Genomic DNA, 25477 nt, shown 5'->3' with positions numbered 1-25477 from the left:
AAGCTTATGAATTGGATTTGTTCTTTTCAAAAATGGAGAATGGAATTCGATAATCTTGTGATTTTGTGGAATTTTATTCATGTCGTTTTCGGATTGGGCAGAACGTCCTTACTCATCGCTATCCGGGTTAAAGCCGCTCGTTCCGGGGCTGGCCCTGACCGCAGCAATAGCCGCAGCGGCGTTGACGATAAGATCCGCGACCGGCTGGATGGCACTGAGCCCGCTCATCCTTTCCATCATCCTGGGCATGCTGATCCGCAACACCGTCACCCTGCCCCAGAGCGTAGAGCCAGGCATACGTTTTTCTTTAAAGCGCATTCTCCGGGCCGGCATCATCCTTCTCGGCCTTCAGATCACGGCAAGCCAGATCCTTTCGCTCGGCGGCGCGGCCATTGTCATGGTTACCCTGACGCTTGCGACGACATTCGTAGCGATGCGTTTGGCGGGCAGGCTGATGGGTGTCGACCGGCAGTTGACGGACCTGATCGCCGCCGGAACCTCCGTCTGCGGCGCATCGGCAATCATCGCGGCAAACACCGTCGTCCGCGGCAAGGAAGAACATGTCGCCTATGCCGTCGCCTGCGTAACCCTTTTCGGCTCGATTTCGATGATTGCCTATCCGCTGCTCGCCGCCCCGCTTGGGCTGGATGAACGCGCCTATGGCCTCTGGTCCGGCGCAACGATCCACGAAGTCGCCCAGGTCGTCGCCGCATCGTTTCAGGCCGGCGACGTGGCCGGCCAGTTCGGTACGGTCTCCAAACTGGCGCGCGTCGTGTTGCTCGCCCCGCTGGTGATGACGCTGGCTTTTGCGATGCGATCCAACACAACCGAGGGGCAACGCGTCAAGGCGCCGATGCCATGGTTTGTCCTCGGTTTCATCGCGATTATGCTGGCCAATAGCGTCATCGCGATCCCGGCAGATATCAGCAGGAATATCGTAACGCTGACGAACTTCCTTCTGGCAATGGCTCTCGCCGCCATGGGACTGCAGGCCAATATCGGCAAATTGCGCGCGGAGGGCTGGAGACCGTTGGCGCTGGGCGCATTCGGCTGGATCTTTATCGCAGCCTTCGGTTATGCCGCCCTGAAGCTGTTCGGCTTCTGATCACGCCACGTTTCAGCGGGTGGCGTTCTCCGATATACTTCCGTATCAGCAGGGTTTCGGTCGATCCGGCGCAGGGTCATCCTCGCGGATAGCATCGCCGTGATACCAGCACGTATCGACAACGGAAAAGACGATGTCCCTGGAAGGGACAGGCGCCGTCAATCCATTATCAAGACGTCTCCGCTGGATCAGAGGAAACTCATAAATCTTTGCTGTCTCACGATGGATGCCTGCCATCTATCGCCTCCTGAACAACTGCATGACATTGGACAGGCACAATATCTGCCTATTTTTTAATCCAATTGCATGATTTTACATCATTTACAGCGAGTCCGCTAGCGGAAATTGCAAGCAATTAAAATTGCACAACGCCGCATGCCGTGAATGCCGGTAAACAAGGGCTGAGCAGACTAGGTTCCACATCTCCTGCTCCTATATGGAATTTGGCTTGTTTATTAAGCAATTCCAAACACCGGCAACCTGCTGAAAACGACCCATATGAAGGCATCTGCATTTTTTTCATCTTGTCACGCCTGCCAACGCTCAAACTGGCACGGAGCATGCATTCATAGGTTCAAGCCCGGGATATCGACTGTTACGGAAGGTAATCCTTGGATGGCTCAACCATGAACACCACGGCCTGAGAGACACAACATGACCAAGTATAAGCTCGAGTACATCTGGCTGGACGGTTACACCCCCGTCCCGAACCTGCGCGGCAAGACGCAGATCAAGGAATTCGATTCTTTCCCGACACTTGAGCAGCTTCCGCTTTGGGGCTTTGATGGTTCCTCGACGATGCAGGCTGAAGGCCGTTCGTCTGACTGCGTCCTGAAGCCGGTCGCCATCTACCCGGATCCGGCCCGCACCAACGGTGTCCTGGTCATGTGCGAAGTCATGATGCCGGATGGCGTCACGCCGCATTCGTCCAACAGCCGCGCAACCATCCTCGACGACGAAGATGCATGGTTCGGCTTCGAGCAGGAATACTTCTTCTACGAAAACGGCCGTCCGCTCGGCTTCCCGGAACTGGGTTACCCGGCTCCGCAGGGTCCCTATTATTGCGGCGTCGGCGCAAGCAATGTCGGCCCTGTCGCTCGCGAAATCGTCGAAGAGCACCTCGACCAGTGCCTCGCAGCCGGCATCAACCATGAAGGCATCAATGCCGAAGTGGCCAAGGGCCAGTGGGAATTCCAGATTTTCGGCAAGGGCTCTAAGCGCGCCGCCGACCAGATCTGGATGGCCCGTTACCTGCTGCAGCGCCTGACCGAACAGTACGGCATCGACATCGAATATCATTGCAAGCCGCTCGGTGACACCGACTGGAACGGCTCCGGCATGCACTGCAACTTCTCGACCAAGCACATGCGCGAAGTTGGCGGCAAGGAATATTTCGAAGCCCTGATGGCCCAGTTCGAAAAGAACCTGGACGACCACATTGCCGTCTACGGTCCCGATAACGACAAGCGCCTGACCGGCAAGCACGAAACGGCTCCGTGGAACAAGTTCTCCTACGGCGTTGCTGACCGTGGCGCCTCGATCCGCGTTCCGCATTCCTTCGTCAACAATGGCTACAAGGGCTACCTCGAAGATCGTCGTCCGAACTCCCAGGGCGACCCCTACCAGATCGCTTCGCAGGTTCTGAAGACGATCTCGGAAGTCCCGGCTGCAAAGTCGGCTGCTGCCTGATAGAAGTCCTCCCAAGGATTAACGAGAACGCCGGCCTTAGCGCCGGCGTTTTCCGTTTATGGGTTCCGGGTGCGGCGGCTTGCAAATCCGCCCTCATCCCTTACCTCACCCGCAACCCGTCCATAAACAGCTTCTCTAGAAACCGCGCAGCATCCTCGAACCGCCCGTCGCCGGAATGCGCCTGCCCCAGCACGGCTCTCACCTGCACATCGAAGTCGGCATAATGCTGCGTGGTCGACCAGATCGAAAAAATCAGGTGATAGGGATCGCATCTGGCGATCTTGCCGGCACGCGCCCAGACGCGGATAACTTCTGCCTTTTCGTCCACCAGCTCTTTCAACGGCCCTTTCAGCTCGTCCTCGATCCGTGGCGCGCCCTGCAGTATTTCATTGGCGAACAGCCGGCTTTCACGCGGAAAATCGCGTGCCATCTCCAGCTTTCGGCGAATATAGGAGCGGATTTCGCTTTCCGGGTCGCCAGTGGCATCGAACGCCCGGAGCGGCTCCAGCCAGGTGCTCAGAACCCGGTCGATAAGCTGCCTGTGGACCGCTTCCTTGGTGCGGAAATAATAGAGCAGGTTGGGCTTTGACATTCCGGCCGCATCGGCGATCTGGTCGATCGTCGCACCGCGAAAACCATTCTGCGAAAATATGTCGAGAGCCGCCTCCAGGATAAGCTCTTCCTTCTCCTCCTGGATGCGCGTACGCCGCTGCGTCTTCGCAGCTCTGGGAATGGCCATGCTCTCTTGTGCCCCTCGTCCTTCCCTTCCGCAAAATCCTCGAAAACATCTGAAGCGTGACGATTTTGAGCTTGAGTGATGCCGCGGAAATTGTAAGCTTTTACCAAGCGGTCAAATTATCGGCGACAAGCAGAACAAACGCAATGCCGATCTTCCGGACCTAACGGCGACAAAGCCGTTAAGGACAGGACGAAGCCGGTGGGAACAACAGATTACTGCCGTTTGGCAGAGCATAACCAGATGAGGACTGAAAAATGGTGGCAGCACCGGGCGAGAACCTGCGCGTAAACGGCGACCGGCTCTGGGACATGTTGATGGACATGGCGAAGATCGGCCCCGGCATTGCCGGCGGCAACAATCGCCAGACGCTGACCGACGCCGATGGCGAAGGCCGGCATCTGTTCAAGCGTTGGTGCGAAGCAGCTGGCATGACCGTCGGCACCGACAGAATGGGCACGATGTTTGCCACCCGCGAAGGCAGCGACCCGGACGCCCTTCCCGTTTACGTCGGATCCCACCTCGACACCCAGCCGACCGGCGGCAAATATGACGGTGTGCTGGGCGTACTGGCCGGCCTTGAAGTTGTCCGCTCGATGAACGATCTCGGAATAAAGACGAAACACCCGATCGTCGTCACCAACTGGGCCAACGAGGAAGGCGCCCGCTTCGCGCCCGCCATGCTCGCCTCCGGTGTCTTCGCCGGCATCCACACGCTCGATTACGCCTATGCGCGCCGCGATCCCGAAGGCAAGACCTATGGCGACGAACTGAAGCGCATCGGCTGGCTGGGCGACGAAGAAGTCGGCGCGCGAAAGATGCATGCCTATTTCGAATATCACATCGAACAGGGCCCGATCCTTGAAGCCGAAGACAAGCAGATCGGCGTCGTCACTCACTGTCAGGGACTGTGGTGGCTGGAATTCACCCTGACCGGCAAGGAAGCCCACACTGGCTCCACCCCGATGGATATGCGCGTCAATGCCGGCTTGGCCTTCGGCCGCATCATGGAAAAAGTGCAGGAGATCGCCATGGCCGAACAGCCGGGCGCAGTGGCCGGTGTCGGCCAGGCCTTCTTCACCCCGAATTCCCGCAACGTCCTGCCCGGCAAGGTGGTCTTCACCGTCGACCTGCGCACCCCGAGCCAGGAAAAGCTCGACCGCATGCGCGCCAAGATCGAGGCCTCAGCGATAGAAGTCTGCGAGCCGCTCGGCGTCGGCTGTTCGGTAGAGGCCGTTGGCCATTTCGATCCGGTCACTTTCGATCCGACATTGGTTGACCGTGTCCGTGATGCCGCTGAAAAGCTCGGTTACAGCCACATGAACATCATTTCCGGCGCCGGCCACGACGCCTGCTGGGCCGCAAAACTCGCGCCGACCACGATGATCATGTGCCCTTGCGTCGGCGGCCTGTCGCACAATGAGGCCGAAGAGATCTCGAAGGACTGGGCCGCCGCCGGCTGCGATGTGCTCTTCCATGCGGTGGTGGAGACGGCGGAGATTGTGGAGTAGCTTGTCAAAGGACGCACCCTGAGGAGGGTAACGACGATGGGACGACCACGGGAATTGACGCAGGACGAGCGGGCGGACCTCATCCGCCGCGGTTATCGCCCCGTTGAAATCTGGGTGCCGGATGGTGCCAGCGAAGCCTATCGGCAGGACGCTGCACGGCAGGCGCAAGCTTCCGTTGAAGCTGACAGGCGGGCGGGCCTGACCGAACTTGTCGACCCAGGCGCCGCCGAAGACTGGGATAAGCCGTGAAACTAACGCGAGGCGACATGGTGACGGCGGCATTCCAAGGGGATCTGGGCAAACCCAGACCGGCTGTCATCATTCATGCCGACGAGTTCATTGCCGATCACGTCACGCTTCTTCTCTGTCCGCTGACCACCTTTCTCGCCGATTCCCCCGCCTTCCGGCCGACCATCCAGCCCTCAGGGACAAATGGCTTGAACTCCGTATCCCAGATCATGGTCGACAAGATCACCCACCTGCGGAAGTCGGCAATTAGCCAGGTCATCGGCCATCTCGATGAGGACGAAATACAGATGCTGGAGGCGGCGGTGATCAACATTACGGGCCTGAGGCAGACCGTGATGCCGACTACGAGGATCAGATAACAAGGGAAACAATTCCTTCATCAGATTAGAAGAGCCAATAAGGGGAACAACCATGGCCACAGTAATCAAGAACGGAACCATCGTTACCGCCGACCTGACCTATAAGGCGGATGTGAAAATCGACGGCGGCAAGATCATCGAGATCGGCCCGGACCTGAAGGGCGACGAAACCCTCGACGCCACCGGCTGTTATGTCATGCCGGGCGGCATCGATCCGCATGTGCATCTCGAAATGCCCTTCATGGGCACTTACTCCGCCGACGATTTCGACTCAGGCACCCGCGCGGCGCTCTCCGGCGGCACGACCATGGTCGTCGATTTCTGTCTGCCCGATCCCGGCCAGTCACTGCTCGACGCGCTGAAGCGCTGGGACAACAAGGCAACCCGTGCCCATTGCGATTATTCCTTCCACATGGCCGTTACCTGGTGGGGCGAGCAGGTCTTCAACGAGATGCAGACCGTCGTTCAGGAAAAGGGCATCAACACCTTCAAGCACTTCATGGCCTACAAGGGCTCGCTGATGGTCAATGACGACGAGATGTTCGCCTCGTTCTCCCGCTGCGCCGAGCTTGGCGCGCTCCCCCTCGTCCATGCCGAAAACGGCGATATCGTCGCCTCCATGCAGCAGAAGCTGATGGATGAAGGCAATGACGGGCCGGAAGCCCATGCCTATTCCCGTCCGGCCTCCGTCGAGGGCGAGGCCACCAACCGCGCCATCATCATCGCCGACATGGCGGGCGTTCCGCTCTACGTGGTCCATACCTCCTGCGAGCAGGCCCATGAGGCGATCCGCCGGGCGCGGCAGAACGGCATGCGGGTCTACGGCGAACCGCTTATCCAGCACCTGACGCTCGATGAAAGCGAATATTTCGACAAGGACTGGGATCATTCCGCCCGCCGCGTCATGTCGCCTCCCTTCCGCAACAAGCAGCATCAGGATTCACTCTGGGCCGGCCTCGCCGCGGGCTCGCTGCAATGCGTCGCGACCGACCACTGCGCCTTTACCACCGACCAGAAACGCTACGGCGTCGGCGATTTCCGAAAGATCCCAAATGGCACCGGCGGACTGGAAGATCGCCTGCCGATGCTGTGGACCTATGGCGTCGCAACCGGCCGCATCACCATGAACGAATTCGTCGCCGTCACCTCCACCAACATCGCCAAGATCCTCAACCTTTACCCGAGAAAGGGTGCGATCCTCGTCGGTGCCGATGCCGATCTCGTCGTGCTCGATCCGAAGAAATCGAAGACGATCTCGGCCAAAACCCAGCAATCCGCGATCGATTACAACGTCTTCGAAGGCAAGCAGGTGACCGGCCTGCCGCGTTACACGCTGTCGCGCGGCGTGGTCGCGGTCGAGGACGGCTCGCTGAAAAGCCGCGAAGGCCATGGCCAGTTCGTCGCCCGCGAACCCTATCCCGCGGTCAACAAGGCGCTCTCCACCTGGAAGGAACTGACCGCTCCTCGAAAGGTGGAGCGCAGTGGCATCCCAGCAAGCGGGGTTTGATCGGCACATGGCTGAGAATAATTTCTCCGTCGTCTCCGCCAGAAAACTCGGCCTGACATTCGAAACCGGCGATGGCCCGGTGCATGCGCTTTCCGATGTCGATCTGGAGGTGAAAAAAGGCGATTTCGTCTCCTTCATCGGCCCGTCCGGTTGCGGCAAGACCACCTTTCTGCGCGTCATCGCAGATCTTGAAGGTGCTACTGCGGGCGAAATTACCGTCAATGGCATGACGCCTGAAAACGCCCGCAAATCGCGGTCCTACGGTTATGTCTTCCAGGCCCCGGCGCTCTATCCCTGGCGCACGATCGAAAAGAATATCGCGCTGCCACTGGAGATCATGAACTACACGGCCGCCGAGCGGAAAGAACGCATCGAACGCACGCTCGACCTCGTCAATCTTGCGGGTTTCGGCAAGAAATACCCATGGCAGCTGTCCGGCGGCATGCAGCAGCGCGCCTCGATCGCCCGCGCACTCGCCTTCGATGCCGATCTTCTCCTGATGGACGAACCCTTCGGCGCGCTCGACGAAATCGTCCGCGACCACCTGAACGAGCAGCTTCTGAAACTCTGGGCGCGGACGCAAAAAACCATCTGTTTCGTCACCCATTCGATCCCCGAGGCCGTCTATCTGTCGACCAAAATCGTCGTCATGTCCCCTCGCCCGGGCCGGGTGACCGACGTGATCGAGTCGACACTACCAAAGGAACGCCCGCTTGAAATCCGCGAGACGCCGGAGTTTCTGGCAATCGCCCACCGGGTACGGGAAGGTTTGCGGGCGGGGCATAGTTATGAGGAATAATCTCCAGAATATGCTTTTCGTACTGTCGAAAGATACCCCCCTCTGCCCTGCCGGGCATCTCCCCCACAAGGAGGGAGATCACCAAGACGCACTGCCGCCACATTACATCGACCGTCATATCGGTAGCGATGATCAGACGTGGGAGAGCGGCAATTTCGGCATCGGATTGAAGCGGTGGCTTCGCTTCAATCCGATCTCTCCCCTTGTGGCGGAGATGCCCGGCAGGGCAGAGGGGGGTATCTCAAGACATAACAGAATTGAAAGCGGCATATTCGCTTCAGGAGTTAGCCCATGAGCCCCGCCTTCCTCCTCTGGCTCACCGGCGCCATGGCCGTATTCCTCGCCGCGGCCACCGCCTCGCGCGCCTATATCGCCTCCAGCAACATGGCTCTGCTAATCCTCTCTCTGGCGCTCTATTGCGTCGGCAATCTGATGATGGTGAAGCTGATGCGCGAGGGCGGGCTCGGTCTGGCCATCTCCGCTTCGGCCATTGCCCAGCTTCTTCTCATCAACGTCATCGCCTTTGCCGTCTTCGGCGAGCGGCTGACATCATTGCAGCTTGCCGGCGTCGGATTGGGTGTCGCCGCCATGGTGTTGATGCTGTTCCCGGTCGGAGCGAAAAGCTGATGCAACGCGAAAAACTGTTCCAGCACAGGATCATGCCCGTCGCGACGATCGTCATCGCCATCATCGCGATCTGGTATGTCGGCGCGTATTTCATGAATGCGCCCTTCCAGCGCGATCTCGACCGCCGCGCCAACGTCACCTCGACGTCAATCGAGTTCTTCGAAAAGACCATGTCGCAGCCGAAACCGACGCTTCCGGCACCGCATCAGGTGGCAAGCAGCGTTTTCGAAAACACGTTTCTGCGAAAAGTCACCTCAAACCGCAGCCTCGTCTATCATGCCGGGGTGACGCTTTCGTCGACGGCGGTCGGCTTCACGCTCGGCACGCTTCTCGGCATCCTGATTGCTGTCGGCATCGTCCACGTGAAGGCGCTCGACCGCAGCCTGATGCCCTGGATCATCGCCTCGCAGATGGTGCCGATCCTTGCTGTCGCCCCCATGGTCATCGTCGTGCTCGGCGCTGTCAACATCACCGGCCTCCTGCCCAAGGCGCTGATCTCGACCTACCTCTCCTTCTTCCCCGTCGCCGTCGGCATGGTGAAAGGCCTGCGCTCGCCGGAACTGATCCAGCTCGACCTGATGCGCACCTATCATGCGAGCATCGCCCAGACCTTCTGGAAGCTGCGTGTCCCGGCCTCCGTCCCCTTCCTGTTCACCTCGATGAAAGTTGCGATTGCCGCCAGCCTTGTCGGCGCGATCGTCGGCGAACTGCCGACCGGCGCGGTTGCCGGCATCGGCTCGAAACTGCTCGCCGGCGCCTATTACAGCCAGACGATCGACATCTGGGCAGCCCTGATCGCCGGCTCGGTGCTTGCGGCACTTCTGGTCGCCATCGTCGCACTGGTCGGAAAGCTCGTGGAACGGGCGATGGGTGCAAAACCGGAAAGGAGGCTCGGATGACCATCCTGAAAAGATCCTGGCAATCGTGGTTGGCACTGGCGCTTGCGCTCGCAGCCTTGGCGACTCTCCCCTTTCTCTCAGCAGAAGCGCCATTCGCCTACAATCCGATGCGGATGTTCTCCATCTTCGTCCTGACGATCGGCGCGACACTCGTCTCACTCCTGCCACTGCCCTCTGTATTCGTGGCAGTCACGCTGCTCGTCTGCGCGCATTTTTCCACCAGTCTGTTGATTGCCCGCCTTGCCGGTAACGAAGGAATGGCATCCACGGCCTTTTTCCTAGCACTCGCCGCCAACTGGCTGCTGGCCTGGCGCTGCGTCAGCATCCTTTCCGCGCTTAAGGTCCGGTCGAAAACCGTGGATGGCCTTCTGCGCCTCGTCATCCCGGCAATCTTCGGCGCCTGGATCCTGATCCTCTGGGAAGCGGCGACCCGCGGCTTCGGCATTCCCTTCATCATCCTGCCGCCACCGTCGGCGATCGGTGTCCGCTTCGCATCCTCGATCCCGACACTCTGGGCGGATGTGCAGCAGACCGTCTTCAAGGCCGTGATCTTCGGTTATCTTGTCGGCTGCGCTGCGGGCTTCGCGGTGGCGATCCTGGCCGACCGCATCGCCTTCTTCCGTCGCGGCCTGCTGCCGATCGCCAATCTCATGTCGGCACTGCCGATCATCGGTGTCGCGCCGATCATGGTCATGTGGTTCGGTTTCGACTGGCAATCGAAGGCAGCCGTCGTCATCGTCATGACCTTCTTCCCCATGCTGGTGAACACGATCGCGGGCCTGAGCGCAGCCGGTTCGATGGAACGCGACCTGATGCATTCATACGCGTCGGACTACTGGCAAACGCTGACGAAACTGCGCCTGCCCGCAGCCATGCCCTTCATCTTCAATGCGCTGAAAATCAATTCGACGCTGGCGCTGATCGGCGCGATCGTCGCCGAATTTTTTGGCACCCCGATCGTCGGCATGGGGTTCCGCATCTCCACCGAGATCGGCCGCATGAATGTCGATATGGTCTGGGCCGAAATCGCGGTTGCAGCGCTCGTCGGTTCTGTCTTTTATGGTGTGGTCGCTCTGGGAGAGAGAGCCACCACATTCTGGCATCCGTCTAACCGTGGGGGTTAGGCGCAACGAACCGCCCGCGTAACATCGCGCCGCGGAAAGAGAGGGTAGCAGCAATGAAAAAGATGATGATGGCATTGATGGCCGGTGTGATGTCGCTTGCGGCCGCGCAGGCGATCGCAGCCGACAAGGTGACGTTGCAGCTGAAATGGGTGGCCCAGGGCCAGTTCGGCGGTTATTTCGTCGCCAAGGACAAGGGTTATTACGAAGAGGAAGGCCTGGACGTCACGATCAAGCCGGGCGGCCCGGATATCGCGCCGGAGCAGGTCATCGCCGGTGGCGGCGCCGATGTCATCGTCGACTGGATGGGCGGCGCATTGGTCGCCCGCGAAAAGGGCGTGCCGCTGATCAACATCGCCCAGCCGTTTCAGAAATCCGGCCTCGAACTGATCTGCCCCAAGGACGGCCCGATCAAGACCGAGGCGGACTTCAAGGGCAAGACGCTCGGCGTCTGGTTCTTCGGCAACGAATATCCGTTCTTCGCCTGGATGAACAAGCTCGGTCTGAAGACCGAGGGCGGTACAGATGGCGTCACCGTGCTGAAGCAGAGCTTTGACGTGCAACCGCTCGTCCAGAAGCAGGCGAACTGTATCTCTGTGATGACCTATAACGAGTACTGGCAGGCGATCGATGCCGGCTTCAAGGCGGAAGACCTTGTCGTCTTCAACTATACCGCGCTCGGCAACGACCTGCTGGAAGACGGGCTTTACGTCCTCGACACCAAGCTCAAGGACCCGAAATTCAAGGAAAACATGGTCAAGTTCGTCCGCGCTTCGATGAAGGGCTGGAAGTACGCGATCGACAATCCGGAAGAAGCCGCCGAAATCGTCATGGACAACGGCGGTCAGGACGAGAACCATCAGAAGCGCATGGTGGGCGAAGTCGCCAAGCTGATCGGCGACGGCAAGCTGGACAAGGGAACTTATGATCGTACGGTCAAGGCGCTCACCGACCAGAAGATCATCAGCAAGGCACCGGAAGGCGCCTATACGGCAGATATCACCAGTGCAGCGCTGAAATAATCCGGCAACAAATATCCCTGATACTTCTTCATGCCCGGCACGTTGCCGGGCATTTTTTTGCCATCAGGGCGTGTCATCTCGTCTGGAATGAACGGATTGATCGCCGGACGGCAAGCACTTAAATGTAGCCGCGAAAGCGAGCATCACTATTTCCGGCTTTTGTTTCGAAGCAATGTCGGATGCCGCTCTTGTCCCGCGTCATACAGGGAGGACGTATGACGCTGGGACGCCGATCTTCGGCGCGCTTCTGACCTCGAATATTGGATGTGTCGCATGCCGCTTCGCTTGTCGAAATCGATACCTGCATTGATCCTGCTGGCCGCCTCCTTTGCGGCCTCGCCGCTTGCAGCCCAGGAAACCGGCCAGGCCGCAATTGGAGAAGCAAAGCTCCCGTCGATCATCGTCACCGAGGCCGTGACCAGGCCGCTGACCAATCGCATCATCGCAACCGGCACCATCCGGCCGATCGACGAGATTTATGTGCAGCCGCTTGTCGAGGGCCTGTCGGTAAAGACGATCAACGTCGATATCGCCGACGAGGTTGAAGCGGACGCCGTCCTGGCGACCCTCAACGACGATGCCCTGCTGCTGCAGAAAAGCCAGTATCAGGCCAATAGGGCCAAGGCCGAGGCCTCGGTCGCCCAGTACCAGGCTCAGGTCATCGAGGCTGAGGCAAATCTCGATGACGCAACGAAACAGCGTGACCGCACGAAAAAGCTGAACGAGAGCGGCACGAGCACCGTCTCCCAGCTAGAACAGGCGAATGCCCAGGTCGATGTTGCCCGCGCCCGGCTGAATGCCGCCCGCCAGTCGGTCGCGGTTGGCGAAGCCGATGTCCACGTCATCGAGGCCCAGCTTGCGGACGTCGATCTGCAGCTCGCCCGCACCGGCGTCAAGGCGCCGGTTGCCGGTGTCATCTCTGCGAAAAATGCCAAGGTCGGGGCCATCGCCTCCGGCAATGGCGATCCGCTTTTCACCATTATCAAGGACGGTGCGATCGAACTGGTCGCCGACATTTCCGAATCCGACATTCAGAAAGCCAAGATCGGCCAGAAGGCGCTCGTCACCGTCGCCGGCGGCCAGCGGGAGATTGAAGGCCGCGTCCGGCTTGTCTCCCCGACCGTCGACCAGACCACCAGGCTCGGCCTCGTCCATATCGAGATCGATGCCGACAGCGGCGCCCGCGCCGGCATGTACGGCCGCGCCGCGATCATCGTTGAGCAGGCCGAAGCGCTCGCCCTTCCGCTCTCCGCCGTCACGACGGGACGCGAGGGGTCCTTTGCCCGTAAGGTCGAGCAAGGCATCGTCAAGCAGGTCAAAATCGACATTGGTTTTCAGGACGGCGGCTTTGTTCAGGTTCTGAACGGCCTGCGGTCAGGAGACGTTGTCGTTGCCAAGGCCGGTGCCTTCGTCCGTGACGGAGATCATATCGCACCGGTTCCGGAAAAACCGGCGGCAGCGAAGGGCACGGAGGCCTCGCAATGAATTTTTCCGCCTGGTCGATCCGTAATCCGATCGCACCCCTGCTGGCCTTCGCCCTGTTGCTGGTCGTCGGCCTGCAATCCTTCTTCGCTTTGCCGATCACCCGTTTCCCGAATATCGACGTTCCCGTCGTCTCGGTCACCGTAACGCAGAGCGGCGCCTCGCCGGCCGAACTCGAGATGCAGGTGACCAAGGAGATCGAAGATGCCGTCGCCTCGATCAGCGGCATAGACGAAATCCAGTCGACCGTCACCGACGGCCAGTCGCAGACCGTCATCGTCTTCCGCATCGAAAAGCCGACCGAAGAAGCGGTGCAGGACACCAAGGACCAGATCGACAAGATCCGCAGCGACCTGCCGGCAGGCATCGAGGAACCGATCGTCAGCAAGGTCGATGTCGAAGGACAGGCGATCCAGACCTTCGCAGTCTCCTCTCCCAACATGACGCTGGAGGAACTCTCCTGGTTCGTCGACGATACGATCACCCGTGACCTGCAGGGCAAGCCCGGCATCGGCCGCATAGACCGTTACGGCGGCTCCGATCGTGAAGTGCGTGTATCGCTCAACCCGGCAAAGCTCGATGCCTATGGCATCACTGCCGCCGACGTGAACACGCAGATCAAGGGTACCAATGTCGATCTCGGCTCCGGCCGCGGCCAGGTGGCCGGCAACGAACAGACGATCCGCACGCTCGGCGACGCCCGCAATGTCCAGCAGCTTGCCGATACCAACATCGCCCTGTCCAACGGGCGCTTCGTGAAACTGTCCGAACTCGGCCGCGTGACCGACACCTACGAGGAGCAGAAATCCTTCTCGCGCTTCAACGGCAACCCGTCCGTCACCTTCGCAGTCTTCCGCGCCAAGGGCGCCAGCGAAGTGTCGGTCGCCGAAACCGTGGCCGAGGGGCTGGACGGTATCCGCAAGGCGCATCCCGATGTCGCCATCGAAATGGTCGATGATTCCGTCTACTTCACTTACGGCAATTACGAAGCGGCCCTTCACACGCTGGTGGAGGGCTCGATCCTTGCCGTCATCGTCGTCTTTCTCTTCCTGCGCAACTGGCGTGCAACGCTGATTGCGGCTGTCGCCCTGCCGCTGTCGGCCATCCCGACCTTCTGGATCATGCATATGATGGGGTTCTCGCTGAACCTCGTTTCGTTCCTGGCGCTGACGCTTGCGACCGGCATCCTCGTCGACGACGCGATCGTCGAGATCGAGAACATTGCCCGCCACATCAAGATGGGCAAGACACCTTATCGCGCCGCATTGGAAGCGGCCGACGAAATCGGCCTTGCGGTGATCGCCACCAGCTTCACCATCATCGCCGTTTTCGTGCCGGTCTCCTTCATGCCGGGTATTCCGGGCCAGTATTTTATCCAGTTCGGCCTGACGGTGGCTTTCTCGGTATTCTTCTCGCTGGCGGTGGCACGCCTGATCACGCCGCTGATGGCTGCCTACCTGATGCGCGCCGAAGACGGGAGAGAGGACGACCATCACGACAATGACGGCCCGTTGATGAAGGCTTATACCCGCGTCGTCACCGGCACAACGCGCAAATGGTACTGGCGCTACACGACCCTTCTCGTTGCGATCGGTTTTCTCGCCGGGTCATTGTTCCTGCTCAGCAAGGTTCCCGGCTCATTCCTGCCGCCGGATGACTCGTCCCGCGTCGTCCTCTCTCTCGAGCTGCCGCCCAATGCGACGCTGGAAGAGACGGATGCCGTCAGCACCAGCGTCTATGAGGCCGTCAAGAATATCGACGGCGTCGAAAGCGTCTTCACGTTGGGCGGCGCCTCCCCCAAGGGCGATCTCGAACTGCGCCGCGCAACCGTGCGCGTAATCCTGCAGAATATCGACCATTCGCTGGTGAAAACCATCGTCAACAAGGGTTTTGGCGCCATCCCGCTGATCGGCGATCTCCTGCCGAAAATTCCCGAACACGGCCGCAGCAGGCCGCAATGGGATGTCGAAAAGGATATTTTTGCCGCCGTACGCTCGATCCCGGACGTGCGCATCTCCAAGGTCAACGACCGGGCCGAACGCGAACTGTCGTTCAACTTCCTATCCTCCAGCGAGGACGACCTGAACGACGCGGTCAGCCTGCTGGAATCAAAACTGCGCGCTTCGCCGATCCTGGTCAACGTTTCGTCGGAAGGCGCCCTGCCCCGCCCGGAACTGCAGATCCGCCCGCGCATGGCGGAAGCCTCGCGCCTCGGCATCACCCCGCAGCAGATCTCCGAAACCGTCCGCGTCGCGACGATCGGCGATATCGATGCCAATCTCGCAAAAATCTCGCTGGACAGCCGCCAGATCCCGATCCGGGTGCAGACTTCGCTCGACACCCGCCGCGACCTGCAATCGATCCGCAATCTCAAGGTAAAAACCTCGTCCGGCACGATGGTGCCGCTCTACAGCGTCGCCGATATCGATTATTCGGAAGGCCCGAGCTCGATCAAGCGTAACGACCGAAACCGGGTCGTGGCGATCGGCTCCGACGTTCCCTTCGGCACGGCGCTGGACACAGCAAGCGCCGAATTCAAGCGCATCGTCGATGAAACCGACTTGCCCTCCACGGTCCGGCTGGCAGAAAGCGGTGACGCCAAGGTCCAGGGCGAAATGACGCAAAGCTTCGGCAATGCGATGCTGATGGGCCTGATGCTGGTTCTCGTCGTGCTGATCTTGCTGTTCAAGGACGTGATCCAGCCTTTCACCATCCTCTTCTCCCTGCCGCTTGCCATCGGCGGTGTGGCGGTCGCCTTGATCGCAACGCAGAACGCGCTCTCCATGCCGGTCCTGATCGGCATCCTGATGCTGATGGGCATCGTCACCAAGAACGCCATCCTGCTCGTCGATTTCGCCATCGAGATGAAACGGCACGGGCTGGAACGGGTTCACGCCATGGTCGAGGCCGGCCGCAAGCGTGCAAGGCCCATCATCATGACCTCGATCGCCATGTCCGCCGGCATGCTGCCCTCTGCGATGGGCGTCGGCGAAGGCGGCTCATTTCGCGCACCGATGGCGATTGCCGTCATCGGCGGCATCATCGTCTCGACGGTGCTGTCGCTGCTTGTCGTTCCCTCCTTTTTCCTCATCATGGACGATCTGTCACGCCTTCTCGGCCGCCTCTTCGGCCGCTTCGTCGGCGCCAAGGAGCAGGAAGACCTGATGTCATCGGACGAAGTCGCCCATCAGACCCGGCAAAATCGTCGCAGCCTGACGGAACTCGAAGAACGACTGGATCGCCTGGAAAACAACGGAAATTCAGACACTTCCGGTACGCAGGCAGGCCAACGCGTGCTTCGGCTGCCACCAACGGCCGCCGAGTGACCTTTCCGTCGGGTTGATCCGCCATATCTGACTGTCTGACAACGATCCAAATTGCGTGATTGATTGATCAGTATCAAATCCCTCTTTGCCTCACGCGTTATCCTGTTTTCAAGGATTTCGCGTTGGTCGAAAAAAGGGAAGAGATAGTGAGATGAACAGCAGTCTGAAACTCAGCAATCGAGACCGGGCAGTGCTTATGAAAGCACCGTTTCTGGCAGGGCTGGGCAACAGTGCCCTTGTCCGGCTGATGTCTATGATGACGATCAGCACGCTTCCGGCCCGCAAGTTCGTCATGCGCGAGGGCGAAACCGCCGACGCCTTTTACTGCGTTCTGAATGGTTATGTCCGGCTTTTCCGGTTGAGCCGCGAAGGCCGCGAGGCCGATATCATGGTTTGCGCTCCCGGCGACACATTTGCCGAACATCTGCTGTTCAACGACAACGTTTACCGCTGCAACGCCCAGACGGCCGAGCCGGCAACGCTCGCCCGCTTCGACATGCAGGCTGTGCGCGATCTTGCCCAGCAGGACCCGGAAATTGCCAAGGCGCTGATCGCCGCAATCTCCCGGCATCTGGTCGGCACGATGGACTGCATCGCCAACGACCGCCTTTTCACCGCGCCGCAGCGGGTCGCCAATTACATATTGAGCCGCTGCCCGGTTGAGGGTGGCTCCGCATCGATCCGCCTTCCGTTCCAGAAAAGCCTTCTGGCTGGCATGCTCGGACTTGCACCGGAAGCGCTCTCCCGCGCCTTTTCCAGCCTGCGCCGCGTCGGCGTGACGGTCCGCGGCCGTATCATCCAGGTTGGCGACGTTCAGGCACTCAAGAACATCTAAAGAAATTCCAGAAAAAGTGGGAACCGGTTTTGCGCCCGGAATTGCGCGAGACATACAAGATTGAGCAGTTTCGCTTTTCGAAAAAAGGCGGAATTGCTTCAGGCTCGAGGGCGCGCGAGACGACGCAGCCTTCGTAGCGGCCTGTTGCCACAGGGGTGTCCGGCGACAGGCGAGGCCGGCGGGTCATTAGACCGCCGGCCTTTTCTTTTCAAATTCATCTGAAAAGCGCGAAAACTTACAGCCCGCCCTGCCGTTTCAGAAACTCGACAATGTGGCCGACGCCCTCGCCGCGTTTCAGATCGGTAAACACATGCGGCTTCATCTCGCGCATGCGCGAGGCATCCCGGTCCATCACATCCATATCGACGCCGACATAAGGCGCCAGATCCTTCTTGTTGATGACGAGCAAATCGGAACGGGTAATCCCCGGCCCGCCCTTGCGCGGAATTTCCTCGCCCTGGCAGGTTGAGATAACGTAGATCGTGATATCTGCCAGATCCGGCGAGAAGGTCGCTGCGAGATTGTCCCCGCCCGATTCGATGAACACCACATCCAGGTCCGGAAACCGCTCATTGAGGCCCGCAATCGCCTGGAGATTGATCGTCGCATCTTCGCGGATCGCCGTATGCGGACAACCGCCCGTCTCGACACCCACGATGCGATCCGATGAAAGCGCCTGCATCCGCACCAGCGCGTCGGCATCTTCCTTGGTGTAGATATCGTTGGTGACGACCGCGACCGAAAACTCGTCCCGCATCGCCTTGCACAGCTTTTCTGCCAGATGCGTCTTGCCGGATCCGACCGGGCCGCCAATGCCGACACGAAGGGGACCGTTTGCCGATTTCATGAAATGTCCTTTCAGTATGATGCGATCACAATAATGCGGTCGGATGCCGACGCAATCGGAAACTGGAGGATCCCGCTTCAGCGCATCATGCCTTCCACTTCACGGATTTTCTGCGTCGGAAAAGTAAAGTGTCATCGAGATTTGCGGGATTAAGTATATCCTTAGATATCTGTAGAAAACCTTCCATTCAAATTGTGGTAGCCGGATAAGACCGTCATAATACGTATTGTAGTTGTGTTCCATTATCGCATGCTGAGACTTACCTGAACTGGGAAACGGGGAAATCAGAATGGATTACCAGCCGACTGCATCCACATCTGAACTATCGGGAAAAGAGCGTGACTGCCACAAGGCGGCAGAAGCTGCCCTTTCCAGCATGCTGAAAATGCTGGCCTCTTACGGCTTTGATCGACGCGAGATGCTTCTGTCGCTGGCAGACGCGATCGACGACCGCATTCTTCTCGTCGCCCATGAGGCCTGACGGCCGCTGCTGGTGTCACAACGCGGATTGCGGCAGCCGGTAGCGTCACTGCTATTTTCGTAATTCAAGACCGAAACAGCCGGGAATGCTGCGTCTCGTGGCGCAACGAAGCGATCTCCGCCTGCACGGCTGCGCCACCCAGGTCATCGAGGGTCGTCGAAGCCACCCTTTGCGAAAGGTCGTCGATCAGCGCCTCAAGCCCGGCAACGATTGCAACACCCTCGGCCTGGCCCGCAACACTCAGCCGGATCGCGGCCGAGACGGCTTGCGATACGGCTGCATGAAGGAACGCGGCAAGCGCCTGCGAGCAAGGCACGCCATGGGCCGCCGCCACGGCACCGACAGCCACCGGAAATGGCAGATCCGCCGGAAGCCGATCGAATACCGGATGCGGCCATGCAACCGCAGCCGTAACGAACGCCTTGCCCAGCGACAAGGTCTCGCTGAAACGCTCGGCCGAACCGGCAAGCGCCAGCCCGAGCGCCGCAACCTCGTTGAGCGCGGTCTCGTTGCCGACCTGCCGCCAGGCCTCTGCTAACAGCACCGCATCGTTCCACAAGGCACCATGGCAAAGCACGGTCTCAATCCAGCCCTGAAGGTCCCCGGCATTCTTGACGAGCCCATCCGCGACCGCACGCTCCAACCCGCCCGACCAGGCGAAGCCGCCGATCGGAAAGGCCGGCGACAGCCACGCCATCAGCCGCAGCAAGGTCTTTGTGTCATACGAAGCTTCCATCGCCTCGTTCATCGCCGGATCCACCGGTAGCGCCTGTTCCAACACGCTGCCCGATCAGTCGTGCTTGTGGCCATGATGCCCGTGGTCATGATGGTCGTGGCCATGATCATGTCCGTGGTTATGATCATCATGACCACCATGGGAGCCATGCGAATGATAGGCACCGCGGGCCGGCTGGAACGGCTCTTCTATGTCGAAAACATTTGCCCCGAGCCCTTGCAGCATTGAGCGGATCACGTGATCGCGCAGGATCACGATACGCCCCTCTTCGATCTGTGCCGAAAGGTGCCGGTTCCCGAGATGCCAGGCGAGCTCGATCAGATGCAGCGTATCGCGCGCCCTCACCTCGAAAAGTTTTTCGGGCGCCGCCTGCACTTCGACCGTGTCGCCATTATCGAGCACCAGCCGGTCGCCATGATGGAAAAGCACTGCCTCCTTCAAGTCGAGCATCACCATGTCGCCATTCGACAGATGCAGCAGCTTGCGGCGCAGATGGCGCAGGTCATGCGGCAGGCTGACGGTGTCGATCGGCGGATCCGAGATCTCGCCGGCCGGGCGATAGGAATGGATATGCTGCATGATGGATAACCCGTTGAACTGTAAAATCTTATGCCATCATTGCCAAAGGCGGCGCCGTACACAAGGGGTAGTTGCCGGCGGACAGCAGAAAGCCCGGCTGGAGAACCGGGCTTCGAGCAATGCGGGTCGAAAAAGCGGCTTATTCGGCCGCGATCTTGATGGCCTTGAGGTTATCGAGAATGTTCTGCGGCGAAGACGCACCGTAAGGGTCGCTTTCGCAGTTGTCGGAATAACCTTCTTCCTCGAACCACTGTTCGACGACGCCGTCATTGACGATCGCGCCGTAACGCCAGGAGCGCATGCCGAAACCGAGATTGTCCTTGGCAACCAGCATGCCCATCTTGCGGGTGAATTCGCCCGAACCGTCCGGAATAACGGTGACGTTTGCAAGGTTCTGGCTCTTGGCCCAGGCATTCATGACGAAGGCGTCATTGACCGACATGCAGTAGATGGCATCGATGCCTTCAGCCTGGAAGTCAGGAAACAGCTTTTCGAAATCCGGCAGCTGGTAGGTCGAGCAGGTCGGCGTAAATGCGCCAGGCAGGGAGAACAGCACGACGCGCTTTCCGGCAAAATAATCGGCAGAAGTAACGTCCTGCCAGCGGAAAGGGTTCGGACCGCCAACGGCCTCGTCGCGTACGCGAGTGCGGAAAGTGACTTGCGGAACTCGTTTGCCCAGCATCAATGCCTCCATGAGAAATGAACATTCGCCCCGATGAGAGGCAGATGTTTTCTCATAACCATACTTCTTCCGCAGTGCAGCAAAGTTCTTGATAAAAAGCAGTCGAGCAAGGCAGCTATTCACAGGAAGCAGGGCTGGAAGGGAGAGGCTTCGGCGAAGCGCTCGCATCCGGGAAGCGACCGTTCCGCCTAAGACCACGGGCGAATGGTCTTCGGCGAACTGCTCGGATCAGGTGCTCGACAGCGCGAATGCCGAGCGGATCAAGGTCAATGATCGTGCCCGACGTGGGGTCCGGACAGTTCGGCTGCGTTGATCTGGCAGCCGCAGCCGAGATGGCCTGGAAAAGCGGCAAGTGGAAGCCGAAGCACACTGACGACGGCTTCATCTGAATGGTGTCGGGGCGATTGCTGTGCGTGATTACCCCGCAGCTTGGCATCGATCGCCTGATGGCTGCGTAACCCGCCGCTCTGACATCAGAATCTTATCCAGAAGACGCCTTCCAATAGCGACCAAGCCGCAACGCTGAAGAAGAAAACCAACTTCTATAGGTCAACTGAGTAGTTTGTCGGAAAGATCCCTGTGATCGGAACAGCAAGGCCGCATGAGATCAGAACTGGCACGATCACGATCCCCCACCTTATCTCTTGCGAATACACCTTAGGATCGATCCCTCTGACGAAAGAAATAACTTTAAAAGTAGATCGAGTTAGGTGGAGATAGCCGACGATCAGTGCGCTTATCGTTCCAAGTACGCCAATTTCTACAGAATAACTTGCGAAACATGAGGCGATAAGGCCGGCTTCCAAAATCAGGATCATGAAAACATACTTGGTAGGTAGTCCGGGTATCATGTCTCATCTCGTTGGATAAGCCTTGTAGGAAAAAGGCTTAAAGTATGTTCTCGGTCATCGTCAACTAAGCCGTTACCGCTGGCAACCCCCACCGCCCTGACATCAAATACGTCATACAAATTGCGGTCAGGGCGAGAATTAGCTATCCCGGGACTATAGTTTGGGCTTGAATGATGTTTCTCCAGGATCTCGTAAACTCCCTTGGCTCTCCGTTTCTCCTGCAAAGCGAAAGCGGTCGCGTCAGCGTGGAGAGGCGGCTACAGCTACTTGGTGTGACCACCTACATCGTTGATATCAGCTCATCGAGTACCGCTCACGAAATGTTTGAGAAATTCCGTGTTGCGATGCAAATGCCGTATCAAGAAATCCCAAACTGGGACGCGCTAGATGAGGCGCTCGCGGACCTCTCTTGGCTTAGGCTAAACTCGATCAATATCGTTATTGTAGGGGCGCCGGCTTTTTCTCGACGTGACCAGCGATCCTTCCAGGCATTAATGACATTGCTCAATTCAGTCGGAGAAGAGTGGGCAAGGCTTGTGACGGATGGGGAATGGTGGGATCGGAACGCGGTTCCCTTTCACGTCTACGTTGAGAGAGAAGCTAGTGAGCGTCTTCCATTCAGCATCCCTGCATTGTTGGGTTGAGACATTTGTCGTACCCCGATTTGCGCTCCTCGGGCACCCACCACCGTTACATCTTTCGGTCGCGGGCAGTGGACACGTCCTGACCACACCTCTCTATTCAACCGTCCGAAGGTAGGTTGAATATCTGGCGGCTAACAATTCGGAGGCTTCGATCTGGTTGAATTTGGTAGCGCTCGACAACCCGATTGCCGAAGCTATTGTTGAACTCATGTTCAAACGTGCTGCCGGCGGGCGCTTTCGTAAGTCGGCTTTTTGGTTGACCGTTATATGTGATGCTACCCGAGATTGGCTTGATGTCGGATCCGTAGTCGCGTGCGACCAATTCAGGATCGACAGTCGCACTGCACGCGGTGAGCGTCGCAACGGCCAAGGCAATGAATGTTTTTCTCATGGTGGTGATCTCGGCTTTGGATGATGAACAGAGAACAGTTGGCGTTTGCCGAAGTTCCACCACGACCGACACCCATGACTAAGAAGCTTCCGATACGGCCGGCGAAGTACCGACCGTTACCGCCCTGACATCGAATGATGGCGCAAGGTTTACGGCCGAACCGGTAAACGCCCATCGGGGAAGATCCAGAACCCGGTCCAAGGCATTACAATCTCTTACCCAATCTCTCATCCCCGCCCTCCGAACCTGTGCCTACAATTACTCCGTTCCGCTTCGGCTACACCGGTCCGCATAACCGGCGAAGGGGAGCCGGTGATCGCGTGGACCGCCCTTATGCAAGCGGGACATGCGAGGCTGCGCAGAAAATGGTCTGCCTCCCTGAACAAGGGGCGTGCGTGTGTCGCACACATCCCGGATCGCTTGCCGAAAGGCATCCGATCCGCAGCAGACGGACCGGAGTTGCGTGGAAAAACACACTGAACGGGACACGCCGTGTGTCACTATAACTTATTCAATTCGAGGCACCCGACGTGTCCCGGCCGAAACTGAAAATCCGGGATCGCCAAGGGCGCAATCCGCCCTCAGTTGAACAGATCGAGCGACAGGCCCAGCGTCTGCGGCAGAGGATTCCACCAGCCGGTCCGGATACCCGCGAAACGAAGGGCGCGAGCCGTCCAGGTGTTGCACCCGACAAGAGCGTTGAAAGAACCATGCGCCTCGAAAAATTGATCGTATTGCCCATAACCCGCATCGGCAATCATCACGACCTTGCCCTCTTCGCGCAGGAAACTCGCCTGAATGAAGTCCGACAAGTTGTCGAATTCGGCCGGCCGAAGGTCGAAAACCCTTATAGCCGGGTGGGTCTCATCGATCGGACCTGCGACGTCCACATGCATCACCGATCGGTCGATGGTCAGCGCCCGAAATACCGGCATCGGCTTCAGATCGGCCCAGGTCGGCGTCTCCAGATAAAACGCGCGCCCTCCCCAGCCGATGATCAGCCACTCGGCAGCGGGATCGGCAATCGGGATGCCGGAAGCTTCGAGAAAGGCATAGGCAACCCGCGTCTCTGCGTTCAGCGGGATGGCGATATCCGTGTGGATCGGATTGGAGAGGATAAGAATGCGCCGCGTTTCCGTGGCGGCATCGATAGGAGGCTGGGGCTTAAACAGCGGGCGCGGAACAAACGTGCCCGCCGCGACGCTGAGAACGATTACAAAAATCGCCATGAGGAGACGAACAAGCACTCTCATTCGCCGTCCTCTGCCTTCAGTTCATCAGAACAGGAAGTAGCGCTGCGCCATCGGCAGAACGGTTGCCGGCTTGCAGGTCAACAGCTCGCCATCGGCGCGCACTTCGTAGGTCTCGGGATCGACCTCTACATGCGGCGTCGCCGAATTGTGGATCATCGACGCCTTACCGATTCCGCCGCGAACATTCATCACCGCCACCAGCTTCTTGGCAACACCGAGCCGCTGGACAAGCCCACCATCGAGCGAAGCCTGCGAAACGAAGGTGACGGAAGAATTGGTGCGCAGCTTGCCGTAGGCGGCAAACATCGGCCGGTAATGCATTGGCTGCGGCGTCGGGATCGAGGCGTTCGGATCGCCCATCGGCGCTGCCGCGATCGAACCGCCAAGCAGCACCATTTCCGGCTTCACGCCGAAAAAGGCCGGGCTCCACAACACCAGATCGGCGCGCTTGCCGACTTCCACCGAGCCGATTTCATGGCTCACACCATGGGCGATCGCCGGGTTGATCGTGTATTTGGCGATGTAGCGCTTGACGCGGAAATTGTCGTTGTCGCCAGTCTCCTGAGCAAGCTGACCGCGCTGGCGCTTCATCTTGTCGGCCGTCTGCCAGGTCCGGATCGCCACTTCACCCACACGGCCCATCGCCTGGCTGTCGGACGAGATGATCGAGAACGCGCCGAGATCATGCAGAATGTCTTCGGCCGCGATGGTTTCCTTGCGGATACGGCTTTCGGCAAAAGCGATGTCTTCGGGAATGGACGACGAGAGGTGATGGCAGACCATCAGCATGTCGAGATGTTCGGCCAGCGTATTGATCGTATAGGGCCGTGTCGGGTTGGTGGACGACGGGATAACGTTCGGGTTGCCGCAGATCTTGATGATGTCGGGTGCATGGCCACCGCCCGCCCCTTCCGTGTGGAAGGCATGGATCGTGCGGCCCTTGATGGCGGCAACCGTGTCCTCGACGAAACCCGATTCGTTCAGCGTATCGGTGTGGATCATCACCTGCACGTCGAATGCATCGGCCACCGTCAGGCAATTGTCGATCGCAGCCGGCGTCGTACCCCAGTCCTCGTGCAGTTTCAGCGAAGAAGCACCGGCGAGGATCATTTCCTCGAGAGGCGCGGGAAGCGAGGCATTGCCCTTGCCGGCAAGCGCCAGGTTCATCGGGAAGGCATCGAAGCTTTCGATCATCCGCTCGATATGCCAGGCACCGGTGCAGGTGGTTGCCAGCGTGCCATGTGCCGGGCCGGAGCCGCCGCCGAGCATGGTCGTGACGCCCGACATCAGCGCCTCTTCGATCTGCTGCGGGCAGATGAAATGGATATGCGCATCCATGCCGCCGGCCGTCAGGATCTTGCCCTCGCCGGCGATCGCTTCGGTCGAAGGCCCGACGATGATGGTCACGCCCGGCTGGGTATCCGGGTTTCCGGCCTTGCCGATCGCGTGGATGCGGCCGTCTTTCAAGCCGACATCGGCCTTGTAGATGCCGGAATGATCGACGATCAGCGCGTTGGTGATCACCGTATCGACAGCGCCCTCGGCGCGCGTCGCCTGGCTCTGTCCCATGCCGTCACGAATGACCTTGCCGCCACCGAACTTAACCTCTTCGCCATAGATGGTGAAATCCTTCTCCACCTCGATGAACAATTCGGTATCGGCCAGCCGCACCTTGTCGCCGGTGGTCGGACCGAACATCGAGGCATAGGCGGCGCGGGACATCTTGTAGGACATGGGTACTACCTC

General features: G+C 59.2%; 25 protein-coding genes. 16 read left to right on the top strand and 9 right to left on the bottom strand.

Annotated elements, in window-relative coordinates:
• The first annotated feature begins 79 nt into the window (after positions 1-79).
• Entirely contained in the window at positions 80-1105 is a 1026-nt protein-coding gene (locus tag FHP24_RS16480) for a YeiH family protein (RefSeq protein ID WP_139677309.1), read from the top strand.
• Between the two features lie 45 nt (positions 1106-1150).
• Here FHP24_RS16480 and FHP24_RS29430 read toward each other — a convergent pair whose 3' ends face one another.
• Positions 1151-1342, bottom strand: a complete 192-nt coding sequence (locus FHP24_RS29430) for a DUF2735 domain-containing protein (RefSeq protein WP_139677308.1) — start codon at positions 1340-1342, stop codon at positions 1151-1153.
• 417 nt (positions 1343-1759) lie between these two features.
• Between FHP24_RS29430 and FHP24_RS16470 the strand changes: the two genes are divergently transcribed.
• Entirely contained in the window at positions 1760-2794 is a 1035-nt protein-coding gene (locus FHP24_RS16470) for a glutamine synthetase beta-grasp domain-containing protein (RefSeq protein ID WP_139677307.1), read from the top strand.
• Between the two features lie 100 nt (positions 2795-2894).
• Here the strand turns inward: FHP24_RS16470 and FHP24_RS16465 are convergent, their stop codons facing one another.
• Positions 2895-3533 (bottom strand): TetR family transcriptional regulator C-terminal domain-containing protein, encoded by a 639-nt coding sequence (locus FHP24_RS16465; RefSeq protein ID WP_139677306.1) that lies wholly within the window; start codon positions 3531-3533, stop codon positions 2895-2897.
• A 254-nt stretch (positions 3534-3787) separates the two neighbouring features.
• Here FHP24_RS16465 and FHP24_RS16460 point away from each other — a divergent pair, with 254 nt between their 5' ends.
• The 12 genes from FHP24_RS16460 (at position 3788) to FHP24_RS16400 (ending at position 17267) form a co-directional block, all read left to right on the top strand.
• The gene (locus tag FHP24_RS16460) at positions 3788-5041 is read left to right on the top strand and encodes a Zn-dependent hydrolase (protein WP_139677305.1); all 1254 of its coding nucleotides are present in this window, start codon (positions 3788-3790) and stop codon (positions 5039-5041) included.
• A gap of 36 nt (positions 5042-5077) precedes the next feature.
• On the top strand, positions 5078-5290 hold the full coding sequence (locus tag FHP24_RS16455; RefSeq protein ID WP_139677304.1) for an antitoxin MazE-like protein: 213 nt from the start codon (positions 5078-5080) through the stop codon (positions 5288-5290).
• Positions 5287-5649: a type II toxin-antitoxin system PemK/MazF family toxin gene (locus FHP24_RS16450; RefSeq protein ID WP_139677303.1), complete on the top strand. Its 363-nt coding sequence runs from the start codon at positions 5287-5289 to the stop codon at positions 5647-5649. Before FHP24_RS16455 ends, FHP24_RS16450 begins: the two co-directional genes overlap by 4 nt.
• 52 nt (positions 5650-5701) lie before the next feature.
• Positions 5702-7156 carry a dihydropyrimidinase gene (gene hydA / locus FHP24_RS16445; RefSeq protein ID WP_139677302.1) on the top strand — a complete coding sequence of 485 codons (1455 nt, stop codon included), beginning with the start codon at positions 5702-5704 and terminating at the stop codon, positions 7154-7156.
• Between the two features lie 7 nt (positions 7157-7163).
• Positions 7164-7955, top strand: coding sequence for an ABC transporter ATP-binding protein (locus FHP24_RS16440; RefSeq protein ID WP_139677301.1), 792 nt, complete (start codon positions 7164-7166; stop codon positions 7953-7955).
• Between the two features lie 291 nt (positions 7956-8246).
• Positions 8247-8582, top strand: a complete 336-nt coding sequence (locus tag FHP24_RS16430) for a hypothetical protein (RefSeq protein ID WP_139677300.1) — start codon at positions 8247-8249, stop codon at positions 8580-8582.
• Positions 8582-9481 (top strand): ABC transporter permease, encoded by a 900-nt coding sequence (locus FHP24_RS16425; protein WP_139677299.1) that lies wholly within the window; start codon positions 8582-8584, stop codon positions 9479-9481. Before FHP24_RS16430 ends, FHP24_RS16425 begins: the two co-directional genes overlap by 1 nt.
• A complete protein-coding gene (locus FHP24_RS16420) occupies positions 9478-10605 on the top strand; it encodes an ABC transporter permease (RefSeq protein WP_139677298.1) in 1128 nt (375 codons plus the stop codon). The genes FHP24_RS16425 and FHP24_RS16420 overlap by 4 nt, the downstream gene beginning before the upstream one ends.
• A gap of 53 nt (positions 10606-10658) precedes the next feature.
• Entirely contained in the window at positions 10659-11624 is a 966-nt protein-coding gene (locus FHP24_RS16415; RefSeq protein WP_139677297.1) for an ABC transporter substrate-binding protein, read from the top strand.
• Between the two features lie 264 nt (positions 11625-11888).
• On the top strand, positions 11889-13109 hold the full coding sequence (locus FHP24_RS16410; RefSeq protein ID WP_180356030.1) for an efflux RND transporter periplasmic adaptor subunit: 1221 nt from the start codon (positions 11889-11891) through the stop codon (positions 13107-13109).
• Complete coding sequence (locus FHP24_RS16405) at positions 13106-16432, top strand: efflux RND transporter permease subunit (RefSeq protein WP_139677295.1); 3327 nt, start codon at positions 13106-13108, stop codon at positions 16430-16432. The genes FHP24_RS16410 and FHP24_RS16405 overlap by 4 nt, the downstream gene beginning before the upstream one ends.
• A 151-nt stretch (positions 16433-16583) precedes the next feature.
• A complete protein-coding gene (locus FHP24_RS16400) occupies positions 16584-17267 on the top strand; it encodes a Crp/Fnr family transcriptional regulator (RefSeq protein ID WP_139677294.1) in 684 nt (227 codons plus the stop codon).
• 235 nt (positions 17268-17502) lie between these two features.
• Here the strand turns inward: FHP24_RS16400 and ureG are convergent, their stop codons facing one another.
• A complete protein-coding gene (ureG, locus tag FHP24_RS16395; RefSeq protein ID WP_139677293.1) occupies positions 17503-18114 on the bottom strand; it encodes an urease accessory protein UreG in 612 nt (203 codons plus the stop codon).
• A gap of 289 nt (positions 18115-18403) precedes the next feature.
• On the opposite strand from ureG, the gene FHP24_RS16390 reads away from it, so the two are divergent.
• Positions 18404-18595, top strand: coding sequence for a hypothetical protein (locus FHP24_RS16390; RefSeq protein WP_139677292.1), 192 nt, complete (start codon positions 18404-18406; stop codon positions 18593-18595).
• 64 nt (positions 18596-18659) lie between these two features.
• Here the strand turns inward: FHP24_RS16390 and FHP24_RS16385 are convergent, their stop codons facing one another.
• From FHP24_RS16385 to FHP24_RS16375, 3 genes are all read right to left on the bottom strand, one after another.
• Complete coding sequence (locus FHP24_RS16385) at positions 18660-19331, bottom strand: urease accessory protein UreF (protein WP_139677598.1); 672 nt, start codon at positions 19329-19331, stop codon at positions 18660-18662.
• 54 nt (positions 19332-19385) lie between these two features.
• On the bottom strand, positions 19386-19910 hold the full coding sequence (ureE, locus tag FHP24_RS16380; RefSeq protein ID WP_139677291.1) for an urease accessory protein UreE: 525 nt from the start codon (positions 19908-19910) through the stop codon (positions 19386-19388).
• Between the two features lie 139 nt (positions 19911-20049).
• A complete protein-coding gene (locus tag FHP24_RS16375; RefSeq protein ID WP_139677290.1) occupies positions 20050-20592 on the bottom strand; it encodes a peroxiredoxin in 543 nt (180 codons plus the stop codon).
• A gap of 1024 nt (positions 20593-21616) precedes the next feature.
• On the opposite strand from FHP24_RS16375, the gene FHP24_RS16370 reads away from it, so the two are divergent.
• Positions 21617-22087 (top strand): barstar family protein, encoded by a 471-nt coding sequence (locus FHP24_RS16370; protein ID WP_180356029.1) that lies wholly within the window; start codon positions 21617-21619, stop codon positions 22085-22087.
• A 97-nt stretch (positions 22088-22184) separates the two neighbouring features.
• On the opposite strand, the gene FHP24_RS16365 is transcribed toward FHP24_RS16370, so the two are convergent.
• The 3 genes from FHP24_RS16365 to ureC all read right to left on the bottom strand — a co-directional run bounded on the left by FHP24_RS16365 (position 22185) and on the right by ureC (position 25465).
• Complete coding sequence (locus FHP24_RS16365) at positions 22185-22478, bottom strand: hypothetical protein (protein ID WP_139677288.1); 294 nt, start codon at positions 22476-22478, stop codon at positions 22185-22187.
• Positions 22479-23059: 581 nt separating this feature from the next.
• Positions 23060-23731, bottom strand: a complete 672-nt coding sequence (locus FHP24_RS16360) for a TIGR02117 family protein (RefSeq protein WP_139677287.1) — start codon at positions 23729-23731, stop codon at positions 23060-23062.
• 24 nt (positions 23732-23755) lie between these two features.
• Positions 23756-25465: an urease subunit alpha gene (gene ureC / locus FHP24_RS16355; protein ID WP_139677286.1), complete on the bottom strand. Its 1710-nt coding sequence runs from the start codon at positions 25463-25465 to the stop codon at positions 23756-23758.
• Between the last annotated feature and the right edge of the window lie 12 nt (positions 25466-25477).

This window comes from Aliirhizobium smilacinae (assembly GCF_006335145.1).
GTDB lineage: Bacteria > Pseudomonadota > Alphaproteobacteria > Rhizobiales > Rhizobiaceae > Neorhizobium > Neorhizobium smilacinae.
This window is presented reverse-complemented; position numbering and strand designations above follow the sequence as displayed.